At 42.9% G+C, this 23890-nt stretch carries 21 protein-coding genes and 1 riboswitch; of the genes, 13 read left to right on the plus strand and 8 right to left on the minus strand.

Annotation, left to right across the window (positions count from 1 at the left end):
• Positions 1–18: 18 nt before the first annotated feature.
• Complete coding sequence (locus tag F0342_RS13475) at positions 19–774, minus strand: ABC transporter permease (RefSeq protein ID WP_149156444.1); 756 nt, start codon at positions 772–774, stop codon at positions 19–21.
• Complete coding sequence (locus F0342_RS13480; protein WP_149156445.1) at positions 758–1546, minus strand: ABC transporter ATP-binding protein; 789 nt, start codon at positions 1544–1546, stop codon at positions 758–760. The genes F0342_RS13475 and F0342_RS13480 overlap by 17 nt, the downstream gene beginning before the upstream one ends.
• A gap of 338 nt (positions 1547–1884) precedes the next feature.
• Here F0342_RS13480 and F0342_RS13485 point away from each other — a divergent pair, with 338 nt between their 5' ends.
• The 3 genes from F0342_RS13485 (at position 1885) to F0342_RS13495 (ending at position 3876) form a co-directional block, all read left to right on the plus strand.
• On the plus strand, positions 1885–3264 hold the full coding sequence (locus tag F0342_RS13485; RefSeq protein ID WP_149156446.1) for a Glu/Leu/Phe/Val family dehydrogenase: 1380 nt from the start codon (positions 1885–1887) through the stop codon (positions 3262–3264).
• 134 nt (positions 3265–3398) lie between these two features.
• A complete protein-coding gene (locus tag F0342_RS13490; protein ID WP_149156447.1) occupies positions 3399–3617 on the plus strand; it encodes a DUF1659 domain-containing protein in 219 nt (72 codons plus the stop codon).
• Between the two features lie 40 nt (positions 3618–3657).
• Positions 3658–3876, plus strand: coding sequence for a DUF2922 domain-containing protein (locus F0342_RS13495; RefSeq protein ID WP_149156448.1), 219 nt, complete (start codon positions 3658–3660; stop codon positions 3874–3876).
• 99 nt (positions 3877–3975) lie between these two features.
• Here the strand turns inward: F0342_RS13495 and F0342_RS13500 are convergent, their stop codons facing one another.
• The 4 genes from F0342_RS13500 to F0342_RS13515 are packed head-to-tail and all read right to left on the minus strand — an operon-like array spanning position 3976 to position 7234.
• The gene (locus F0342_RS13500) at positions 3976–4281 is read right to left on the minus strand and encodes a PTS sugar transporter subunit IIB (RefSeq protein WP_149156449.1); all 306 of its coding nucleotides are present in this window, start codon (positions 4279–4281) and stop codon (positions 3976–3978) included.
• Between the two features lie 12 nt (positions 4282–4293).
• Positions 4294–4614, minus strand: a complete 321-nt coding sequence (locus F0342_RS13505; RefSeq protein WP_149156450.1) for a PTS sugar transporter subunit IIA — start codon at positions 4612–4614, stop codon at positions 4294–4296.
• Entirely contained in the window at positions 4611–5903 is a 1293-nt protein-coding gene (celB, locus tag F0342_RS13510; RefSeq protein ID WP_188048547.1) for a PTS cellobiose transporter subunit IIC, read from the minus strand. The genes F0342_RS13505 and celB overlap by 4 nt, the downstream gene beginning before the upstream one ends.
• A gap of 23 nt (positions 5904–5926) precedes the next feature.
• Positions 5927–7234, minus strand: coding sequence for a 6-phospho-beta-glucosidase (locus tag F0342_RS13515; RefSeq protein ID WP_149156451.1), 1308 nt, complete (start codon positions 7232–7234; stop codon positions 5927–5929).
• Between the two features lie 222 nt (positions 7235–7456).
• On the opposite strand from F0342_RS13515, the gene F0342_RS13520 reads away from it, so the two are divergent.
• Together F0342_RS13520 and chbG are read left to right on the plus strand one after the other, a co-directional pair.
• On the plus strand, positions 7457–8182 hold the full coding sequence (locus F0342_RS13520) for a GntR family transcriptional regulator (RefSeq protein WP_148970316.1): 726 nt from the start codon (positions 7457–7459) through the stop codon (positions 8180–8182).
• Between the two features lie 20 nt (positions 8183–8202).
• Complete coding sequence (chbG, locus tag F0342_RS13525) at positions 8203–8892, plus strand: chitin disaccharide deacetylase (protein ID WP_149156452.1); 690 nt, start codon at positions 8203–8205, stop codon at positions 8890–8892.
• Positions 8893–8951: 59 nt separating this feature from the next.
• Here chbG and F0342_RS13530 read toward each other — a convergent pair whose 3' ends face one another.
• Positions 8952–12284: a GH36-type glycosyl hydrolase domain-containing protein gene (locus F0342_RS13530; RefSeq protein ID WP_149156453.1), complete on the minus strand. Its 3333-nt coding sequence runs from the start codon at positions 12282–12284 to the stop codon at positions 8952–8954.
• Positions 12285–12303: 19 nt separating this feature from the next.
• Positions 12304–14469, minus strand: a complete 2166-nt coding sequence (bglX, locus tag F0342_RS13535; RefSeq protein ID WP_149156454.1) for a beta-glucosidase BglX — start codon at positions 14467–14469, stop codon at positions 12304–12306.
• 552 nt (positions 14470–15021) lie between these two features.
• Between bglX and F0342_RS13540 the strand changes: the two genes are divergently transcribed.
• The 8 genes from F0342_RS13540 (at position 15022) to F0342_RS13575 (ending at position 23887) form a co-directional block, all read left to right on the plus strand.
• On the plus strand, positions 15022–16254 hold the full coding sequence (locus tag F0342_RS13540) for a sugar ABC transporter substrate-binding protein (protein WP_149156455.1): 1233 nt from the start codon (positions 15022–15024) through the stop codon (positions 16252–16254).
• 126 nt (positions 16255–16380) lie between these two features.
• The gene (locus tag F0342_RS13545; protein WP_262481744.1) at positions 16381–17283 is read left to right on the plus strand and encodes a carbohydrate ABC transporter permease; all 903 of its coding nucleotides are present in this window, start codon (positions 16381–16383) and stop codon (positions 17281–17283) included.
• A 33-nt stretch (positions 17284–17316) separates the two neighbouring features.
• Complete coding sequence (locus F0342_RS13550) at positions 17317–18147, plus strand: carbohydrate ABC transporter permease (protein WP_149156456.1); 831 nt, start codon at positions 17317–17319, stop codon at positions 18145–18147.
• Positions 18148–18263: 116 nt separating this feature from the next.
• The gene (locus F0342_RS13555; RefSeq protein ID WP_149156457.1) at positions 18264–19898 is read left to right on the plus strand and encodes an alpha,alpha-phosphotrehalase; all 1635 of its coding nucleotides are present in this window, start codon (positions 18264–18266) and stop codon (positions 19896–19898) included.
• Between the two features lie 91 nt (positions 19899–19989).
• Positions 19990–20979: a LacI family DNA-binding transcriptional regulator gene (locus tag F0342_RS13560; RefSeq protein WP_149156458.1), complete on the plus strand. Its 990-nt coding sequence runs from the start codon at positions 19990–19992 to the stop codon at positions 20977–20979.
• Positions 20980–21191: 212 nt separating this feature from the next.
• Positions 21192–21303: riboswitch (SAM riboswitch) on the plus strand.
• A 72-nt stretch (positions 21304–21375) separates the two neighbouring features.
• On the plus strand, positions 21376–22389 hold the full coding sequence (locus tag F0342_RS13565) for a methionine ABC transporter ATP-binding protein (RefSeq protein WP_149156459.1): 1014 nt from the start codon (positions 21376–21378) through the stop codon (positions 22387–22389).
• Positions 22379–23044, plus strand: a complete 666-nt coding sequence (locus F0342_RS13570) for a methionine ABC transporter permease (RefSeq protein ID WP_149156460.1) — start codon at positions 22379–22381, stop codon at positions 23042–23044. The genes F0342_RS13565 and F0342_RS13570 overlap by 11 nt, the downstream gene beginning before the upstream one ends.
• 60 nt (positions 23045–23104) lie before the next feature.
• The gene (locus F0342_RS13575; RefSeq protein WP_149156689.1) at positions 23105–23887 is read left to right on the plus strand and encodes a MetQ/NlpA family ABC transporter substrate-binding protein; all 783 of its coding nucleotides are present in this window, start codon (positions 23105–23107) and stop codon (positions 23885–23887) included.
• The last annotated feature ends 3 nt before the right edge of the window (positions 23888–23890 follow it).

Consider the following 23890-nt stretch of genomic DNA (forward strand, 5'->3'; position numbering starts at 1 on the left):
GTATTTTTTCGTCTATGCTTAAGACTCCAATCCCCAACGCTTAATCACTGATTTTTCAATGCGCTGGAAGATCAGTTGATCCACGATCGCTCCGATGACCCCAATGATGATCATGACGGCAATGACCAGGCTCATGTCACCAAAGTCTGATGCGTATCGGAGTGTGTAGCCGAGTCCGGGACCGGTGCTTAATAGTTCCCCGGCCATTAAAGCTCTCCAGGCAAAGGCCCATGCAAGACGTGAACCGGTTACTACATAAGGAATCGATGCCGGGAAAATGACTCGAATGAATAAGTCCAAACCTCTCGATCCCATTGTTTGTGCTGCTTTTAAAAAGAGGGGAGAGACGTTTTTTATGCCCATTCGTATATTGAGGGCCATGACAAATGTTCCACCGAGAATGACAACGAAAATGACGGCTTTTTCATTGAGGCCGAACCACATGATCGCCAGTGGGAGCCATACGATACTCGGTACACTTTGGAAGGCCAGCAGTAATGATCCCAGCGTATCGTCGGCCGTTTTGGATTTGGCGAGAAGGACGCCGATGCTGGTTCCGATAACGAGCGATATCCCCAATCCGATGAATAAGCGTTTAAAGCTTGCAATAAGGTCAATGATCAAGGTTTGATCTGCAATCCCAGTAAATAGGGCCTGGAAAACGGAAGTAGGAGAGGGGAGGACAACTTCTGTCCATAGCCCGAATCGTGATCCCGATTCCCAGAGGCCTATAATAAGGGCAAAAAAGATGATGCGTTTAAGAGCTGTGTTCATAGGCCAATTCCTCACTTATCACTTTGTCTATTTCCTTCTTTAAATAGCTCATGATATGTTCTTCGATTTTCACCATTTCTTCTTTATGAGCATCCCGTGGTCGGGGAAGATCCACTTTGATATCTGCCAAAATCGTACCGGGGCGGGTTCCCATGACGATGATCCGGTCTGAAAGCTTAATAGATTCCGAGATACTGTGAGTGACGAACAGGACCGTTTTCTTCGTTTCCATCCAAATTGTTTCAAGCTGGTGGTGAAGACGGGAGCGCGTTTGTTCATCCAGTGCGCCGAATGGTTCATCCATGAGAAGGATTTCCGGGTTCATGGAGAGAGCACGTGCAATGGCCACCCGCTGCTGCATCCCTCCTGAAAGCTCATGAGGGTAATGATCCTGATAGTTTCCCAGTTGGACCATATGTAAGTATTTTGCGGCTTGCTGCTTCGCTTCTTTTTTTGACATTTCTTTTTTTAGGGGGAACGTCACATTGTCACGCACATTCAGCCATGGAAACAATGCCGCTTGCTGAAACACCATCCCCCGGTCTTTTCCAGGTTTCTTGATGGGATTTCCATCTACAAGAATCTCTCCGGATGTCGAGCCGGTCAGTCCTGCCACGATGGAGAGGAGCGTGGATTTACCGCATCCTGAAGGTCCCAATATTGAAACAAACTCCCCCTTATCTATCTCGAGATTAATATCCTTTAGTACATCGATCGGTTTTCCTGACTTATCGAGGTATTGCTTATTGAGATGGTTGATCTGTATAAACATGTCATCACCCTTATCTTATAATTCATATTAGTTTAGTCGGAATATAAATAATACAATTATAGTATATTGGGGAAGGTTGTCAAGGTTTCCTTTATTTTGGGAAGAATAAAATGAGATCTGCGATAGGTCTTTAAATTTGTTGAACGTCTTTATAAATGGTTTCATATAATTGAATAGCTTTAAGAGGCGTCTTTATTATAGGAGTTGTCATATCTTACAAATGTCATATTTACCTCGATTGGATGAGCAGATTATTACTAGTCGTTTTTAACCAGGTGTGAAAGGGTAACACTATAGTAAATACCATTATTTTCTTTAATTATTAGGAGGGACCCGATTTGATCAGCCAAACGAGAGATATTGTTCAAAAGTCACTGGATGCTTTATTAGAGGACGAATCTTTTTTACCCGAAGTGAAAGGTGAGACAAGAAAGAAAGCGTTTACTTCGCTGACTTCCATTCTATCGACACCGAACCACGTACATAAATCGTATTTGAGGATTCCGCTGGAGGATGAGAAGGTGGTCAGGATCCCTGCATTTCGTGTACAGCATAATAATGCCCTGGGGCCATATAAGGGAGGGATTCGTTTTCATGAGACGGTGAATGAGGAAGAGGTCGTGAATCTTGCTTCCTTGATGACGTTGAAGAATGCCCTTCATAATGTTCCATTCGGTGGAGGAAAAGGCGGGATCATCTTGAATCCCCGGGAGTATTCGGAGAAGGAGCTTCATCTGGTTGCGAGGAAATATGTCCAATATTTCAGCGATGTCCTCGGACCCGATAAAGATATCCCTGCTCCTGATATGGGATCGGGGGAACGTGAAATGGACTGGATGATGGCGGAGTACAAGAGCATCCGGCCAGGAACGCCTTATAGAGGGAGCTTTACGGGGAAGAGTGTTGTGAACGGCGGATCGTTGGGACGGAGGGAGGCGACGGGAAAAGGTGTCTTCTTTACATTCCGCTATCTGGTTCATGATTTTGTAAAGGAACAGAAGAGTTTATTGACGAAAACCGATAATGTCTTTGCGAAAACGGCTCTTGATATTGAAGACCGTGCGTTAACGATTGCTGTACAAGGGTTCGGGAATGTCGGCTCGGTGGCGGCACTTGAAGCCTATCAATCCACTCATTTGCAGAATAAAGTGGTGGCGGTGAGTGACCGGAATGTCACGTTGTTCAACTCGGATGGTCTTGATATTCCGGCATTGGTTGAGTTTACGATGGAGAATAAAGGAGATCTTCCCACGAAAGATGAACAGTTGAAGGAAATCGGAGTAAAGGCTGAAATCCGTGGCCGTGATGAGGTTCTGTATTTAGATGTAGACGTTCTGATGTTAGCAGCATTAGAGGATCAGGTGCACAAAGATAATGTAGAAGAGGTGAAAGCAAGAATCATCGTGGAAGGGGCCAATGCACCAATTACAACAGATGCGGATACATATTTAAGTGATAAAGGAGTCATTATTATCCCTGATATCCTGGCCAATGCCGGCGGGGTCATTGTCTCCTACTTCGAATGGCTGCAAGGACGGGAAACCCAGTTCTACACAGAGGAAGAAGTATTCAACCTCCTCTACGACAAAATGAAAACAACCATGAACACCGTCCTGCCACTATTCTTCGGCGACCCATTCCCATTACGCCAAAACTGCTACATCCACTCCGTCATGAAACTATCCACGGTTCTATACAGACAAGGAAAACTTTATTAAGAACAAGGGACGGACCTCTATTCCTAGGAGCTGGTACTAGGAGTGGAGGTCCGTCCCTCTTTTAATAAATCTTTATAAAGGGTGTCCTTCACTCTCCCTATTTCCTATATAAAGGGTGAAAGGAGGTGAGGCGCATGGCAACAGCGGATTTGAAATCTACGAGAATACGACTGGCTTATAATGATGGGCTGGACGAGAAGGGGAATCCTAAGATTGTGTACAAATCGTACAGTTACATCAATGCACTGGCAACGGCAGATGAGATGAACAGCGCAGCTTTATCCCTGGCAAGTCTTTCATCAAAAGGATTGTTCAACATCGAGAAGGTCCAAAGCTTCGACATTAACGAGTAAGCGATGATCGATAATTTAATAGAAAGGAGGCAGATGCAACATGGCAAAAGTATTGGAACTGGAATTTCAAACCGAAACGGGGAAGTCAGGGAAACTATCCATCAATGACCCGGTTGAGCCGATTGATACTGTGGCGGTGAAAGCAGCGATGGATAACCTGATCGCGACCAATGTGTTTGGAAGTTCGAACGGGATGTTTGTGAGTGTGGAAGGAGCACGGGTGGTCGAGCGTAATGTGACGGATTATGATGTGATGTAGCCGAAAGAAAGTGTTTTCCTTAATGGGGGACACTTTCTTTATGTTATTTAATATGAAAAAAGAGTAACCCTTTACAGGTCACTCTCAATCACGAAAATATTATTTCCTCAACAAACTCACAGCCTGTTCCAACACTTTCTCACCATTCATCATCCCATAAGACATCCCATCGATTACATCCACCTTAATATGATAAGGCTCAGCTTTTTCCTTAATCTTAGATGATAGGTAGCGTACTTGGGGACCGATGAGGATCACATCAAGTTTATCTAAGTGATTGCTTAAGTCAGCTTCAGATGTAGCATTTATAGTGGCTTCAAGACCTTTTTCTTCAGCAGCTTTACGCATTTTTTGGACTAACATACTCGTTGACATTCCTGCTGAGCAGACTAGCATGATATTCATATAAAGCACTCCTTACTTTGTTTGATGGATTTCGATGATTTCCTGGGCCAGTTCTTTGACGGTGATGGCGTTCATGAGATGATCCTGGGCGTGGATCAATAGAATCGTAGGATTCTGTGTGTCACCGCTTGCTTCTTTTTGGAGTAATTGCGTTTGGTAATGGTGTGCTTGATGAACTTCTTTCGCTGCTTCAGCCATTTTTTCCCCGGCCGCGCCGAATTGTTTTTTCTTCGCTGCCTGGAGGGCTTCCATGGCGGAAGACCGCGCGTTGCCAGCGTGTAATATGATATGAAAAGATATTTCTTCTAAGGTTAAATGTTGTTCAGCATTCATGCGATTTTATCACTCGTTTCGGTCGTTTTCTTTAATTGGGCACGTTCAGATGCGAGTAGGAATGGAATATACATGAGTGTAGCGATCGCCAGGTTCACGAGTTGAAGAACGATTCCACTCCAGGATCCGCCTGTTACAAGGTAGCCACTAATGATCGGTGGTGTCGTCCAAGGAACAATCGCGACGGTTTTAGGTACAATCCCTAAGCTCAGGGCCAGGTAAGATGTAACCGTTAATACGACAGGTACTAGTAAAAACGGGATAAACATAAGCGGGTTTAACACGATTGGAAGACCAAAGATGACCGGTTCATTAATATTGAATACTCCAGGTGCAGCAGACAGTTTTCCAACTGTACGGTAATGCTTCGTCTTCACCACAAGGAAGATGGCGATGATCAAGGCGATCGTCGTACCGGATCCACCCATGTACACGTACGCATCAAAGAATGGTTTCGTCACAATGTATGGAACGTCGAAGGCACTCATGCCGTCTGCGAACAGCTGCTGATTTTTTTCAATTAAAGGTAGGTAGATCGGTTCGATGATCGGACCTAAAATGTTTGTGCCATGTAAACCAAAGAACCAAAGGAAATGATTTAAGAAAGCTACAACAATGGCTGATGGCAGTGAGTTTGATACAGCTTGCAATGGTTCCTGAACTACCGTAAACACGATTTCGAAGATACTTTTTTCTGCAAATGAAGTTAAGAGAGCTTGAATAAGACCAACAAGAATCAAGATGATCGTAGCCGGAATCAGGGCTTTGAATGATTTTACGACACCTTCCGGCACACCATCGGGCATACTGATCGTAAACTTCGAACGAATTAACACTTTGAATAATTCAGTGACAAGAAGGGACGTGATCACGGCGACGAATATCCCTTGTGCTCCGGTCCAGGCGTAGGATATTCCCCAGTCTTCCGTTACCGGTGTAAGGATGATGAGTGAAGCGATCGACACTAACGCTGCAGACAACCCATCGATATTATAGGACTTGGCTAAATGATAACTGATGGATGCAGCGACGAGCAGTCCGAGGATGGCGAATGATCCATTCCACATATTCCCGCCAACAGATTTCCAGTTCTCACCGAAAACAGCGACCATGAAATTCTGGAAGGCTTCAATCGGCAGATTATTTAATAAAACAGCCAAAGATCCCACGATGATCAGCGGCATGATCGAAACGAATCCATCACGGATGGCGACGAGATGTCGTTGTGATCCGATTCGTCCTGCAATAGGCATAAACTTGCTTTCCATAAACCCCATTACTTTACTCATTTCTCTTTCCCCCATTTACTAGATTAATTGAATTGCGGTAAAAACTCTTTGTGAGCTTCCAATAATTCATCGACTAGTTGTCTTGCTACCCCTTCGTTCTGTACTAGCGGATTCATCACCATGGCCTGGTAGACATGATTGTACTGACCGGACATTGCTGCTTGAATGACGAGCTCTTCGAACGCTTTCATCTGTTGAATGATCCCTTTAACTGATGGAGGAAGCGGTCCGATGGCGATCGGCCGAGGTCCGTCCCTCGTAATGACGGCGTTTGCTTCGATGACGGCGTCGTTGGGAAGGTCCGGGATGGTTCCGTTGTTTTGTGTGTTGACGGTTTGGATGTCCTCTGAATTGTTGTAAATGCTCGTCATGAGGCTGCAGGCAGCATCACTGTAGTAGGCACCTCCTCGATTTTCCAGTTCTTTTGGTTTTTCATTTAACTCTTCTTTCATATATTGTATGAAAAGTTCTTTTTCAACTTTTCGAACAACCTCTGCCCGTGTACCGTTTTCTCTATAAGCTTGAAGGTCCTTTTCCAACACAGAATCCCGTTGGAAATAGTATTGATGATAAGGATTGGGAAGCATCCCCAGTGCCTGTAAAAATTCTTTCGACCATCCGAGGGAGACGATGTTAGCCGGTGAGTAATCGACTTCTTGATGGATCAATTTTTGCAGAACCCGATCGGTTATATCCTGACCATTGACCCAAACCCTTTTACCGAATACAAAATGATTCATCCCTACAAATTCAATTTGTACTTCATTTGCAGAACAATTCATCATCTCGGCGACGCTGTTCTTCATGTTGAAAGGGATATTGCACACCCCGATGACTTTTTTATGGGTACTGTATTTAAGCAGGGCTTCTGTTACAATGCCTGCCGGGTTGGTGAAATTAATAAGCCATGCATGGGGACAAATCTGTTGGATATCCTGACAAATCTCCATAAGGACCGGAATGGTGCGCAAGGCCTTGAATATACCGCCTGCTCCATTGGTTTCTTGACCGATGACGCCATGACTTAACGGAATCCGTTCATCTTTTTCCCTGGCTATGAGGCCGCCCACCCTGATTTGTGTTGTCACAAAGTCAGCGCCTAACAAGGCATCCTGCCGGTTAAGAGTCCATTCCAATTCAATCGGCACACCTGCTTTTTGAATCATTCGACGAGCAAATTGCCCGATAATCTCAAGCTTCTCTTTCCCTGCTTCGATATCAACAAGCGTTATGTCCGTGACAGGAAAAGATTCGTATCGGTGGATGAACCCCTCGATAATTTCTGGTGTATAGCTTGATCCGCCTCCGATTATGACCACCTTTAATGACATTCTGTCGATCTCCCTTCATTTTGAAAGCGATTTCTATTTTTAAATAATGTATCATACAAATTTTCGCTCGTCTATATATTGTAATGACAAATATAAGATTTATGACTAATTTTTATTTATTTGTAATAACAAATTTATTTTATGATAAAATGAATAGGAATAGAGAATTGATTGTGGATGTGTTATAACAAATATAGGAAGAAAGTGGAAGGGAGAAACAGAATGAAAGAGACACAAGAAGCAAAAGCCTTGCATTCGCATGTAAAAGAAGAAATCATCCACATGATTAAAAATAAAGAATACGCGCCGAATACAAAACTGCCGACAGAGGCGGAGTTTTGCGAAAAGTTCAATGTCAGCCGTACGACGATCCGGACGGCGCTCCAGCAGCTGACACTTGAAGGTTACGTGTATCGCGAGCAAGGGAGAGGAACCTTTGTCGCAGAAGAGAAAGTCAGTCAAATCCTGTCCTCAACGATCGACAACTATACAGAGCAACTGCGATTACAAGGGAAGAAACCTAAGATCAAGGTACTAAGCATGAATGTCATCCCGGCAGAATCAACAGTGGAAAAAGCGTTGGAATTGAAGAATGGAGATCCCGTCAATCGTTTAGAGAGGATCCGTTATTCAGACGGGCTCCCCCTGCAATATGAGGTGGCCTATCTGCCCTGGTACAAGACGCCTGGGCTTGATAAAGACGAATGTGAAAGATCACTTTACAAGCTCCTGGAAACACAGTTTGAGATAAAAATTAAAAAAACCGTCGAAACGATCGAGTTATTTTTAGCAGATGAACGAGTGGCAGAGAAGCTTGAGGTACCAGAGGGGACACCTTGCTTTATGATCGAAACAACAGCCTATGTAGAGGATGGATCGGTTATCGAATTTTCCAAAGCGATCTTCAGAGGAGATAAAGCGAGTTTTCTTGTAGAAAGAACCTATTAGAAAAAAGGGGATGGGGGATTATGAGGAACGTGATCGTCAATGCAGATGATTTTGGTTTATGCCGGGGAGTGAACTACGGCATCGTTGATAGTCATCGATTTGGAATAGTCAACTCAACAACTATGTTGGTCAATATGCCGGGAACCCTGCATGCGGTGGAGTTGGCAAAGCTATATCCGGAATTACAGGTCGGGATCCATTTAACGCTTACATGTGGGAGACCAGTCTCTGGGGGGGTACCATCGCTGCTAGGTGAGAGAGGCTTTTTCCGATACACCAGCAGGATTTTTGAAGAAAAAGAAATCGATGTGGATGAGGTTGAGTTGGAGTGGGAGGCTCAGGTAGATAAATTTCTATCATTCGGTTTGCCCCTTTCTCATATTGACAGTCATCACCATGTTCATAGCTTTCGGCCTTTGATCCCGGTGGTGAAGAGGTTGTCGGAGCGTTTTGGGGTTCCGGTCCGGAATGCGCTTCCTGTAAGTGAGGGAATGAATGTACTAACCGATCGATTCTCCATGGCGTTTTATGGGGAGGGTGTGTCAGTTGGAGGGTTGAAGAGCATTTTGGAGAGTAGGCGTGAGGGGGAAACGCTCGAGATTATGTGTCATCCTGCTTATATGGACTCCTTTTTAAAAGGGAATTCTTCTTATTGTGAGCAGCGGTTGAGGGAGTTGGATGTGTTGACGGCAGCCAAATATTTGTCATGACAAATATGTAAAAAGGTAGTGCAGACCAATGGATTGGTCTGCACTACCTTTTTTAAGGTTTATAAGTAAATCTCAATCGTATTTGATTTCTCGTATAGCCTTTTTTCAAGTTCTTGTCGATTTATCTTGATCCCGCCTTGGCGGTAACGGTTGGTCAGTTGTTCATACGCAGATTCCTTTCCGTTAATCACAATCCGCTTTGAGTCCTGGTTGCCAAGGTGGTAGATGAACGTGACTGAGCGATTCATGAAGGTAAATTCAAGTTTCAGCCCATCAAGGTTGCCGGGTAGCACTGGATCGATGACCAGATCTTCGGATTCCTGACGTATGCCCAAACAATTTGAAATTAGCTGGTTCATGTAGATTCCCGGTCCGCTGGAGTAGATTCTCCATCCTCCTTTGACGGGCACACTCCCGTCACGAAGTTCGTTAAAATGTTCTTCTGCTTCATACCTGGTATTGAATTTACCGTCTGAGCTGCTGAAGTACGCATTGCTTTGTCTTCTTTCCGCATTTGGCACTACGTCTTTCAGACTGATTGGATTGATGATCTGTAACCCTTGCCATACATCATCGGTTTTCCCGAGCTTGGCCATAGCTTCCACATAGCGAATGTGTGCATGTACGTATTGAAGTCCGATTTCACGACCGAAATTCGAAGCCTGCTCAGCCCGTTTAAAGTATGTGCTTACACCGCCATCATATTTGGCAGGACGATTCATTAATCGAACTCCATCCGGGCAGTACAAGTGCTCTTTGACTAATTGATAATGCGAGTCCGCCTGCTCGGGTGTAAATAGCTCTGAAATGATACTGCGGTTCATTGGCAGAAGACGATAATGAATACCTGTCTTCGTATCGGTTGGATGGACCATGAATTCCGGATTTCCTGGCTCTTCCATATAAACAAATCCTGGGATTACGTCATCTTTAAGGATATAGGTATTGAAATCCTTTTGAATTCCCTGAGCTAGAGCATTGAACTCTTTTGCTTCCTCATCATATACATCTTTCAGAACAGTTGAAAGCTTCACAAGTACTTGATACGTCAGGGCGACGGTCCAGCTGCTTGCCATATATTTCTTCAATTGAGTGTCGGCCGGCTGCAGGGTATCATCCCAGTCTCCATCACCATAAGAAGATAAGAATGTGTCATGGAGGAAGTTCTCCTTTATATATGAGATTTCTTTTTGAATATGATGGAGCAGGGTTTCTTTTTCATCGGTGAATCCAAATCCGCTACGTTCTGTATAAGGTATTTTTTCCCGCAGGATCTCATAATCGTTTGTTGCGGCAATGTAGTCGCTGACTACTTTCAATGGCCATACGATGATATCCCCGTGGCTGTCGTCTTGTTGTATTTTGTAATAACGGTCGAACATGAACCATTGCGGCCAATTTCCGTTATCCTCATATTGATGGGAGTAGACAGTCTTAATGATTTCTTTCACAGATTGATAGTTTTGAGTGGCCATGAAGTATTCTGTCGGCCCCTGACATACATCCCTTGTTCCCCAAGCCGCGCCTCCGTATTGCTCAAGTCCATGAGGTACGGAATAATGCACAAGCATATTATGAGTGTACCACCATGCCAAGGCATTCACTTTTTCTAATTCGGCCGGTGCTTTCTCTCCTAAAGAGAGTCGGAACCCATTCATTACCTGATGATAATAGGCACGATATTTTTCGATTTCTTCTTTGACGTTTCGTTCTATAAAGGGTTGCTCTTCACCGTCAATCAGACCTTGAATCGTCATATTCCATTCTGAGGTTTCACTTACATCGATCACGATCAAAGAAGCAGAATTCTTTTCAACATTATGTGCGATTTTTTCTTCGTTGCCCATCTCAAAGGAGGCACCATTGACTTTCATTCGATAGGTTAATTGAGGGAACATCTCGCTGTTTTCTGACTGACGATCTGCCGTAATGGACAGAATATCTTCAGTTTGTTCTACATTAAATCCGACTTCATATTCATGATTGTTCATTGAGACCTGATTTGTAACGAGGTAACGGTATTTTTTATTGTTTTTGGATACAACTTGAAGCTGGACTTCAGGAGAATCCACTACTGTGTAATTGGTGACAATTAACGTATCACCGGTTGTTTTGTAGTACCAGCGTGCATAGTTGAAACCCATCTCAAACATAGATGGCATGGTCAGTAAATGATACATTCCATCCATTTCAACGTAAATTCGCTGACCGGACGTTTTCATGACATTCAAATGATTTCTCTGATTGGTTATCATTTTATTAAAAGAAGTATTTCCGACGACAAGCTGCGAGTTGAACAATCCGTACATGAATGAAGTCGTAGTGATGGTATCATCCTTAAGTTGATGGTTTTCACCCGACATCAGAATATGTCCATGGGGTCTTTCCGTCATCAATTCCTTTTCTTTCAATACGACATGTTCATGAGTGTCTGTGAAGAAAGAAAGAAGTGAATCACCATCCCGTTCTTCATTATGTCTAGAATTAAAATACATACTAACTTCTTCCTCTGTCATTGAAAGGGAAGAGAGGGGCTGTCCGATTGCCGGCATTAAACGTACTTGCTCCATTGTATCCGCAAATTCAGATTTGAAGAGAGATGCTTCTTTCCATGCAGCTTTTATTTCTTCCTTGAACTCCAACGAAGAAATGGCCGTTTCGTGATTTTCTTTGAATACCCCGTAGAAAATAAAATGTTGAGGTCCATTTAGTCGTGCTTTCTCCGATTGTAGTGCTGTATAAGCGAATTCATATTGGTAGACTTCGTTTGCTAATGAGTCTTTCCTTAATGCTTCAGGCTCATTGGTGTCTTTATAGGTTAATCCGAAAAATTGAAATCCATCTGTAGAGTAGCCGATTGTCTTTCCAAGGGATCCCTGTTGAATATAAGGAAATCCACTTGATTGCGGCTGGTTTTGGCGGGAGCAAAGGACATAGCCTTTCTCTTCATCTTCAAACACTTTGTGGTCAATGTATTGTGACATATAGGCTTCGTTGGAGCGGACGGCTCCTTTGTCGGCAAGACCGAGATCCTGTCCGTAAATGACGTCTACTTCGGCTTCGACTCCATCAAGCATCACATCCCAGAACCATACGCCTCTTTCAGTTAGGGTGAACGTCACTTCATATGAGATTTTCTCATATGTCCCAGTCCATCTGACCTGTGATTCCGCGAATTGAACGGAGCTGATGGACTTCACTCCGATTAGTGGGATGACGTTGATTCCAGAAGGTTCATGAATGCGTAAATACACATTATTTAGTGAGCCGTCGATTGGATTTGTTACTAACTGATTGATCATGTTCTCTCTATGTGTAATGGCGAAAAGATCACCACTGTTTAAAAATTCAAATTGAAGATCTCCAGATGTTAATTGTACATTTGAATGCATCGTTTTCCCCTCGATTCCTCTATTTTTCCAGCTTGAATGTTTGCTCCATAACGTCTTTGCTGTTTCTCCCTATATAAACCGTAAACGTCCCGGAATCGCTTTTGTACTGAAGGTCGGAATGATGATACCTCAGTTGATCTTCCGATATCGTAAAGGATACGTCAGCTGTTTCACCCGGCTCCAGGCTGATTTTCTTGAAATCCTTCAATTCCTTTACAGGGCGGATCACTTCTCCGCTATGGTCACGAATATAGAGCTGTACGACTTCCTCGCCTGCAACAGGTCCATCATTCGTCACCTGAATGGAAACATCCAGTGATTGTTCTTCGGTCATCGTTTCATTAGATAGTTTCATTTCAGAATAAGTGAAGGACGTATAGCTTAAGCCGAACCCGAATGGCAGCAGTGGATCATTCGGGATGTCCAGATATTGTGATACATATCGTTCTTGTGCATCGGGTACCCCTTTGGGTCTACCGGTGTTGAAACGGTTATAATAAACGGGAATTTGTCCAACATGATATGGGAAAGACATGGTTAAACGTCCGGAAGGATTCACGTCTCCAAATAATAGATCTGCGATTGCAGCTCCGCCTTCAGTCCCCGGATACCATGCTTCTAACACTGCATCGGTTTGATCCAGAACTCCGTGCAAATCGAGTGGACGCCCATTAAACAGGACAGCAGCCATCGGCTTATCCAATGATTTTAGATGCTCGATGAGTTGTAATTGAGCTGCAGGGAGCTGAATGTTCGCTCTGCATCCGGCTTCACCGCTCATTTCAGAGTCTTCTCCTAGGGCTAAGACGATCACATCCGCTTCTCCGGCAGCTTTCAATGCTTCTTCCAGTTGGGCATCTGTAATGTTTTCGGTGTCACAGCCTTTTGACACGGTTAGGTGGCTGTCCTTTATTTTGGTAAGGAGTCCTTCTTTAACGGTGGCTGCATCTTCCTTAGAACCAAGCCATGACCAAGGTCCCAATATGTCTCCGTTCTCTGCAAAAGGACCTATAAGGGCAATTTTTTGTTCCCTTTTAAGAGGGAGGGTGTTTTCGTTTTTCAATAATACGGAGGATTTTGCTGCAAGTTCCCGTGCAGCTTCTCTATGGGTCGTACTCATGACCACTTCAGATTCAAGCTCCACATTTGCACCCCGGTACGGATTTTCAAACAAGCCCAGTTTTTGTTTCAACTGTAATATGCGTAAAACAGCCTCATCAATCAAGGACTCATCGACCAGTTTTTCTTCTACTAGTTCTTTTAAGTAATTCACGTAGGTTGACGTCATCATTTCAATATCCACACCAGCCGTTATCGCCTTGTAAGCTGCTTCCTTTTCGTTCTCTGCTACACCGTGTGGAATCATTTCTTTCACTGCCCCCCAATCGGAAATAAGGATACCGTCAAAGCCCATTTCTTCGCGAAGCATCTTTCTCATAAGCCGTTTATTACCGGTAGCAGGGATTCCGAATACGGTGTTAAAGGCCGTCATCACCATTTCGCAGCCTTCCTCAAGAGCCGCTTGATAGGCAGGCAGGTAGTTCTCACGAAGCTCTCTTTCAGACATATCGACGGTGTTATAATCACGTCCGCCCTCAGGTGCGCCATATGCAGCAAAGTGTTTCACACACGCAGCAACCCGTTCAACATCCGTTGTCAACTCGTTCCCCTGGAAACCGCGGACGAAAGCTCGGGCGAATTCACTGTTTAAGAAAGGATCTTCCCCGGTTGATTCCATCACTCTTCCCCAACGAGGGTCACGAACAAGATCTACCATGGGGGCAAACGTAACATGTACACCGGAAACGGAAGCTTCCTTCGCTGCCATTTCGGCGCTCTTCTCGGCTAATTTTAAATCCCAGGAACAGCCGATTGCGAGAGGAACAGGGAAAATCGTCTTATAGCCATGTACAATATCGGACATGAATAATAAAGGGATTCCCAAACGATTCTCTTCCATATGTGTGCGCTGAATGTTCATAATCTCTTTTGCACCTGATGCCCCGAGGACAGAACCACTGTTTTGGACGATCATATCTGTTATTCTCATATCTGCCATCGGTCCTGTAATCTGTCCCTGGTCTTCTGCTCCTTTAAAGAAGGGAGTAGCCAGCTGCATGAGCTGGGCGATTTTTTCATCGATTGTCATTTGATTCAATAATGAAATCAGCTTGTTCTCGCTCATTGATAGAACCTCCGTATTAAGATTTATGATTTTTTCTCAATTAAGTGAAACGTTTCGAAAATAAATTGAGATGAATTATAAGTGGGTTTCATTGGATAGTCAACCCGATCCTTTAAACCTAAAAACTCCCTATGACCTCTATATATCAGTGATTTCTGATATATAGAGGTTTGCTCAAGGATGAATTCATATTCAATTCAGTAATTTCTAAAAAAAGTGTTGAAAGCGTATTCACGTTTGATTATAATATAGTTATCGAAACGTTTCAACAAAACTTGAGTGATTTTCCTTTTTATCTTTAAGACTCTTTCGTGAAGATTGTTGCTATTTAAAGAAGTATGTAGGAGTTGATTTCCGCTGCAGGATGCTCGCTTTCTGCTGTAACAAGAGCGGTTCCCCTACCATCTAGTACTCACTGGCTAACAAAAGTACTTGGCAGATCTTTTAAAACAAAAGAGCCATAAAGGTTTTGTATTCTATCAGAGGTAATCATTCGACACGCTTTACCATTTTTAAAGAGTTTTAAAAACAAATAGAAATGGAGATGGGAAAATGAGAAAGAAAAAGTGGTCTATACTACTGATCGGCATACTGACATTATCGACGATTCTTGCAGCGTGCGGCGGCAACGGTGAGTCAAAGGATGGAAAGAAAGAAGTTACTGTGTGGGCAATGGGGGAAGAAGGTAAAAAGTTAAAAGGAATGGCTGAAAAATTTGAAGAAGAAAACAAAGATATCACTGTTAAGGTTCAAGCGATACCATGGGCAAGTGCACATGATAAGCTTCTTACTGCTGTAGCTTCTGGGAACGGTCCTGACGTAGTACAATTAGGAACTACCTGGATACCAGAATTCGCTGATGCCGGAGCACTTTTAGATTTAACTTCACATTTAGATGACTATCCAGAATTCAAGTCTGAAAATTACTTTGCGGGCTCCGCTCAAACAATGAAATATGATGACCAAGTAATTGGTGTTCCTTGGTATATTGATACTCGAGTGTTATATTATCGTACAGATTTATTGAAAGAAGTAGGATATGATCAAGCACCTTCAACATGGGATGAATTAAAGGATGCCGCTGAGAAGTTGAATGCCAGAGGTGATGATGTCTATGGTCTTGATATTGACCGTAATGACCAGATTACTCCTTATATTTTCGCTTGGCAAAATGGATATGAATTTGAAAGTAAAGACAAAATGAATTTTGAAAGTCCCGAATTTAAAGAAGCAATTAAGTATTATGCGAGTTTCTTTCAAGAGGGTATAAGTCCGACAACAGAAGGTATAGATATTGTCCAAGCGTTTAAAGACGGGGTCAAACCAATGTTCTTCAGTGGTCCTTGGATGATAAACATCATAAACGATCAAGCGCCTGACTTAAAGGATAAATGGGCCGTAGCCGTTATGCCTAAAAAGGAAACAAATACATCCAGTATTGGTGGATCAGTCTTTTCTGTCTTCCACAATTCTGAACATGTAGATGAATCTCTGAAATTCATTTCATACATGAATGAAGTAGATACACAAATGGAATGGTTGGATGTATCGAACACTCTTCCATCTCGTGTTGACGCTTGGGAAGAACCTAAGTTAAAAGAGGATCCATTACTTTCTGTGTTTGGTAAGCAATTAGAAAATACAAAAGCATCTCCTAAGATCAAAGAATTTGAGAAGATCACTCAAGAATTCCTTGCTTCTATTGAAAGAATTACAGTAGGCGGAGCAGATGTCGATAGTGAAATTGAGAAGTTCAATAAGAAAGCGCAAGAAATAGTAGAATAACATTAAATAAAAAGCACTTGCTGGATAAGGTTCATATGGAGTTACAGGCACATCCTCTCCCGGATTGCCTGAACTCCATTTTTAGAATCATACCTTATTTATAGTGTTTTGGTTAGGTGGGGTATCATGAGCAATAATATGAAAAGTAGCATATTCAAAAACAAACATCCCTATGTGTTTATTGCTCCTGCAGTAATCATTTTAACTGTTTTCAGTATTGTTCCTATCATTGTAGCCTTTTTCATAAGTTTTACGGACCTTGATTTAAAAGGGCTGGCCAATTGGACAAACGTCAACTTTATAGGTATGGAAAATTACTCTGCGTTACTATCAGACAGCTTGTTTCACAAGTCGATTTTCAACACGTTGTTCTATGTCATCATCGGTGTTCCTCTTGTCATCGTGTTTTCATTAGGAATTGCTTTACTCCTCAATTACGGAACAAGCAGATTGTTTACAGTATTTCGCGGAGTATATTATATGCCTTCCATTACAAATATCATCGCAGTAGCCGTTATTTGGGGATTTCTTTACAATACTGAATACGGTTTATTTAACTATTTATTATCATTACTGGATGTCGAGAAGATTCCTTGGTTAGGAGAGCCAACGATCGCTAAGCTATCGTTGATTGTTTTAGCTGTATGGAAAGGGATTGGTATCAATATGATCATCTTTCTCGCTGCGTTGCAAGGAATTCCGAAATCCTATTATGAAGCAGCTGAAATGGATGGGGCTAATCGTTGGCAGGTTCTGTGGAATGTCACCATCCCATTATTACGATATGCTACTTTCTTTGTAACAGTAACGACTTTAATTGGCTGGCTTCAATTCTTCGAAGAGCCATTTGTCATGACAAATGGTGGACCTTTAGACGGCACCATCTCGATGGCATTATTCATCTATCAAAAAGGCTTCCAGTTCAGTGAATTCGGTTATGCTGCCGCAGGATCGTTTATCCTGTTCATCATTATCATTATCATCACACTTCTTCAATTTAAGTTGAGAAAATCTGATACAGAATACTAATTTTGAAAACTCTACAGTATCGGGGATGAAAATATGGATACAAAAACAACGAAATTTAAAATGGAAAAGCTATTTGTCGCCATTTTACTAATACTCGGCGGAATCATCGTTTCAGTTCCGTTTATTTGGATGATTTCAAGCTCATTTAAGCCTGAAAGTGAAGTTCTTCAAATACCGCTAAGTTTAATACCTGAAAATCCATCCATTGAAAATTATGTGAATCTATTTGAAAGTATGAATTTTGGTGTTTATTTACGAAACACTCTCATTATCGTCTTATTCTCCTTTGTAGGATTATTCTTTAATGCCATGGCCGGTTATGGATTTGCCAAATATCAATTCAAAGGTAGAGAAAAGATCTTCTATATCGTACTGGCAACGATGATGATTCCTGCACAGGTTACGATGATTCCTGTTTACCTGATCCTGAATGAAATGGGACTCACCAATACGATGGCTGGAATTGTGCTGCCAGGTCTTGCAGCAGCTTTTAGTATTTTCTTATTCAGACAGTTCATGACGACCATTCCGACTGATTTAATCGAAGCAGCAAGACTTGATGGGGCGGGAGAATTTTATATATTCTTTCGATTGATTGTGCCGATTGCGAAGCCGATCTTTGCCGTGCAAGGAATTCTTACGTTTATTGGGGCCTGGAACAGCTTCCTGTGGCCGTTGATCATTGCAAATGATGAAAGTCTCTACACATTGTCTGTAGGACTATCGCTCTTACAAGGTCAATACGCTAATAATTTCGGCTTGCAAATGGCAGGGGCTGCCTTCATGGTTGTACCGATCATCATCATCTTCTCCTTCTTCCAGAAATACATTGTCGAAGGATTTACGATGTCGGGGATTAAGTGATCCGTCGTTGTTGGTAGGAGTGTACCTGGTACAAAGATTAGTGAAATGTACCTGGTACATTTCTTTGGTTGGTGGATGACTTTATTACGAAAACCTAAGAATACGGAGGCGGAATGATGGAAAAAGCATGGTGGCATCAATCCACTGTTTATCAAATTTATCCGAGAAGCTTCAATGATCATAATGGGGATGGAATCGGGGACCTTCCGGGCATCATCGAAAGGCTGGATTACCTGGCTCTTCTAGGTATCGATATCATTTGGTTAAGTCCAGTCTATCAATCCCCGAATGACGACAATGGATATGATATTAGCAATTATTATGAAATCATGGATGATTTCGGTACCATGGAAGACATGGAGAGGTTAATAGAGGAAGCGAGGAAAAGAGGTCTTCATATCATGATGGACCTTGTCATCAATCATACTTCCGATGAGCACCCATGGTTTAAGGATTCCAGAAAATCAAAGGATAATCCTTATCGTGATTACTATATTTGGAGAAAAGATGAGAATGGTCCCCCAAGTGACATTCAATCTGTTTTCAGTGGCTCAGCCTGGGAATGGGATGAACACACTGGTGAGTATTATTTTCACCTCTTCAGTAAAAAACAACCTGATCTCAATTTGCATAACCCTAAAGTTAGGGAGCACCTATACACCATGATGAATTATTGGCTCAGTAAAGGAGTCAGCGGTTTCCGCATGGACGTGATCGATTTAATCGGAAAAGAAATCGACCGAAAAGTTCTGACAGATGGTCCAATGCTCCATGATTATTTACAGGAGATGAATGCAAAGGTTCTTTCCAATTATCCTACAGTCACGGTCGGTGAGACCCCTTCCGCTACTCCTGAAACCGCTCAACTATATACAGGAAAAGGCCGGAATGAACTTGACATGGTGTTTACCTTTCAACACATGTCCCTGGACGAAATAGAAGGGGAAGGAAAATGGGCCTTAAAGGAAATGGATTTACTTGAGTTGAAAAATGTGTTGAGTGAGTGGCAGACGTCACTCTTTCAAAAGGGGTGGAACAGTTTATACTGGAATAACCATGACCAGCCCCGTATCGTATCCAGATGGGGAAATGATAATGAATATCGGGTGGAATCAGCCAAGATGCTGGCAACGGTCCTTCATATGATGCAGGGGACACCTTATATCTATCAAGGTGAAGAAATCGGGATGACCAATACCGAATTTAACGATATCTCGCAATATCGTGACATTGAGACAATTAATTATTATAAAGAAAAGACATCTGCAGGTGTCTCCCCAAAGGATATTATGAAATCAATCCGCACAAAAGGAAGAGATAATGCGAGAACTCCTTTTCAATGGAATGACGATGTTCATGGTGGATTTACAGAGGGAACTCCCTGGATTGATGTGAATTCGAACTATAAAGAAATAAACGCTGAACAAGCCATGAAGGATAGGGACTCTATCTTTTATCACTATCAGAAGCTCATTTCACTCAGGAAACAAATGGAGATCATCGTTTATGGAGAGTATGAGCTATTATTGGAAGACCATCCTGAAATCATGGCATATACAAGAAAATGGGAAAATCAGACACTGCTTGTAGTGGCAAATTTCTATGGGGGAAATCCTGAATTTCTTTTACCTGAAAAGATTGATGATACTCATGCCGAGATCATCATCAGCAACTATCCCAATACTAATCGACCATCAGAGTTGCACACTCTTCGTCCCTATGAAGCGATTGTGTACTTAATAGAAGAATAACCCAATAAATCGAAGCGCTTTCATGTATAATGGACAAAGAAAACACTTTAGAAGGATGCCTTCATTTATAGAAGCAATAGGATGTGAACTTATGGCAACCATCAAAGATGTGGCTAAGCTGTCCGGTGTCGCCGTTTCAACCGCTTCATACGCATTGAACAACAGTAAGAAAGTCAGCGAAGGGACCAGACAAAAAGTTTTAGCTGCAGCAAAACAATTGAATTACCAAAAAAACGGGCTTGCTTCAGATTTGAAACGGACAAGCACCAATACGATCGCCTTGATTCTGAGCGATTTATCAGGGCCTTTTTACTCAGAACTGATCAAGGGCGTACAGGACGTTACAACCACAAACGGATATGATCTGATCGCATGCAGTTCCATAGGAGGAGTGCAATCGACTGCCGTTAAATTCTTAAAGGAAAAACGTGTCGATGGCGTCATCATACTTGCCCATAATATCAATGATGAGACGATCCTTGAGTCTGCAAGGGAAGGCTTCCCCATCGTAGTTCTGGACAGGAGCATAAAAAGTGATTACGTCACTCAGATAGAAGTCGATAACGTTCACGGAGCCTTTGTGGCAACGGAACACTTGATTGAAAACGGGAGTCGTGACATTGCCTATATCAGCGGACCATATAACTCCCATGACAATGAGCTGCGTTTTCAAGGATTTCGGGAGGCTCTTGGGAAACACAATATCGAGTACAAATCAAAATGGAAAGTATCAGGGGGGTTCACTCGTGAAGGAGGCTATCAGGCCACCAAAATGCTGATCGCCCAGAGAGATGTCCCACACGCCATCTTCTACGCAAATGATGAAATGGCCATCGGTGGCTTACAAGCACTAAACGAAAAAAACATTTCAGTACCTGGAGACATTTCTATCATTGGTTTTGATGATATTCAACTGTCAGAATACGTTTCACCTGCCTTAACGACCATGAGGCAGCCAAAGTATGAAGCAGGTGCACTGGCTGTTCATCTTATCTTTCAAATGCTCTTAAAGGAAGAGGTCGACTCGTACTACAAGCTGACAACCGAGCTTGTGGAGCGGGAATCTGTGAAGAGGCGTTGATTGGACAGGGTTACCCGGTCCTTACCCGAGTAGTGGGAGGGAGCGGGTTTTTCTGTTATATGAACATTGAGGTGCTGACCAAAAAAAATTCCCTTGATATGTAAGTGAAGATAACGCTTACAACAAGATCCATGAAAATTACCCTATTGACATCCCCACCAATCCCCAGTATTATCCTCTATAAGATAAAAATTTAGAAAATTACATACTTTCAATTATCCAGAGTGACCGAGGGATCAGGCCCTATGACGTCCGGCAACCTCCAGTATTAGTATTGGAACGGTGCCAATTCCTGCAGAATGATTTCATTCTGAGAGATAAGTCGAGATAAACAGGCGATGCTTCTTTCAGGTGAAAGGGGCATTTTTTTATTGGACTAAAAAAGGGGTGTGCACATTGATCGAGATTCGGAATTTGGTGAAAACATACAAAACTAAGAAGCAAACGGTGGTCGGTGTCGATAACGTTTCCGTAAAGATTGAAAAAGGTGAGATCTTTGGAATCGTCGGGTACAGTGGAGCGGGGAAGAGTTCACTCATTCGCTGCCTGAATCTATTAGAAACCCCTACATCAGGAGAAATTATCATTGATGGACAGGATTTTACGAAGCTCACGTCTAAACAACTAAGACTAGCCCGTCAAAAAACGAGCATGATCTTTCAGCATTTTCACTTGATCAAATCCAAAACGGTTTTTGACAATCTGGCTTTTGCTTTGAAAGCGGCTAGTGTGCCAAAATCGAAAATCAAGCCCAGGGTCGTCGAGCTCCTTAAGATGGTCGGTCTTTCTGATAAAGCGGACGCCTACCCGGCTCAGCTAAGCGGAGGACAAAAGCAGAGGGTGGGGATTGCAAGGGCCCTGGCGAATAACCCATCGGTTTTACTTTGCGATGAAGCGACATCGGCACTCGATCCGAATACGACGAAATCGATTTTGAAGCTATTGAAAAAAATCAACAAAGAACTGGGTTTGACGATCGTGCTCATTACCCACGAGATGGAAGTGGTGAAGGAAATCTGTGACCGGATGGCCGTGATGCAGGATGGAAAGATCGTAGAGGAAGGTCCGGTATACGACCTGTTTGCCGAACCGAAACAGTTTTTAACGAAGCAATTCATTGAAACGATCCTTCAATTTGAACTCCCGCCACACCTCGTGGAATCAAGAAAAGGAAAGCTGATCAAAATCCAATTCAAAGGATCGATAGCAGAGGAAAGCGTCGTTTCAGAAGTGTTCCAGAAATACAAAGTGCAAGGCAATATCCTTCACGGCAAGATTGAATATATTCAGGAAGTGCCACTCGGGATTTTTATCATGGAACTGATCGGCTCCCATGACGAAATTGAAGCCGCAATCCGGTATATCACGCTGAAGACACAGAGCTTGGAGGTGCTTGAGAATGCTGCCTGATTCATTGACTGCGATTTTACCAGAATTGAATAAAGCCTTTTTTGAAACGGTATATATGGTGGGGATTTCACTGGGAGTTGCGATTTTAGTAGGGTTACCTCTCGGGATTCTTCTTTTTGTTACAGACAAAGGCTTGTTTTTACAAAATAGTTTGATCAAAAAGGTAGTTGGATTTGTCGTCAATATGGTGCGGTCTGTTCCGTTCATCATTTTATTAGTCGCACTCTTACCATTAACTAAATTATTGACCGGTACCACGATCGGACCGACGGCAGCCTCCGTATCACTTTCTGTTGCGGGAATTCCGTTTTTTGCGAGAATGATAGAAACATCATTGCGTGAGATTGATAAAGGTGTCATTGAAGCTTCGGTTTCAGTGGGGGCAAGCCCTTGGATGATCATTAAGGACGTATTGTTACCGGAAGCTCGTCCAGCAGTGATTCAAGCGATCACGATTACAACAATCAGTTTAGTCGCCTATTCAGCCATGGCCGGCATCGTCGGTGGAGGGGGAGTCGGGGACCTGGCGATTCGCTTCGGGTACTACCGTTATGACAACACGGTGATGATCACGACCGTCATCATTTTAATTTGTTTAGTTCAACTCATCCAATATACGGGTGATGTGTTTGCACGATTAGTCGATAAACGATAACTACTTTAGGGGGAACAACAAGTGAAAAAGTGGATTTTATTCGTAGCATTAGCGGTAACAATGAGCATTCTTGCAGCTTGCGGAGGGGACGAAGCAAGTTCAAGTGCGGAAGATACAAAAGGAGTAACCATCGGAGCGACATCCGGACCGTACAGTGATATGGTGACAAAAGCGATCAAGCCCGGACTTGAAGAAAAAGGATATACGGTGGAAGTGAAGGAATTCAGTGATTACATCCAGCCGAACAACGCGCTGGCCGAGGGAGATCTGGATGCGAACCTTTTCCAGCATAAGATCTACATGGAAACCTTCGCGAAACAGCATAACCTGGATTTATCCGAAGTGATTGTCGTACCAACGGCTCCAATGGGGATCTACTCACAGAAGTTTGATTCTATTGAAGACATCAAAGAAGGCAGCGCCATTGCCATTCCAAACGATCCGACAAACGCAGCACGCGCATTTCAGATTTTAGAAGATGCGAAATTGATCACGTTAAAGCCGGATACAGATCCATTGACGGTGTCAGAAAAAGACATTGCTGAAAACGTGAAAAATCTGCAGTTTAAACCAATCGAAGCGGCTCAGCTTCCAAGAGCGGTTGACAGTGTTGATCTATCTGCGGTTCCAGGGAACTACGCACTTGCTGCCAACATGGACTTACTTGATGCACTTCAGCTGGAAAACATGCCTGATCAGTATCGAAACCGAGTAGTTGTAAATACGAAGGACGTTGATTCACAGTTGGCGAAAGACATCAAAGCAGTCGTCGAAGCAGACGAATTCGAGAAAATCATCGACGAAGAATTTAAAGGCTTTGGTAAGCCGGAGTGGATGGAGTAGAGG

Origin of the sequence: Bacillus sp. CH30_1T, from assembly GCF_008364765.1 — a bacterium.
Lineage (GTDB): Bacteria > Bacillota > Bacilli > Bacillales > Bacillaceae_B > Rossellomorea.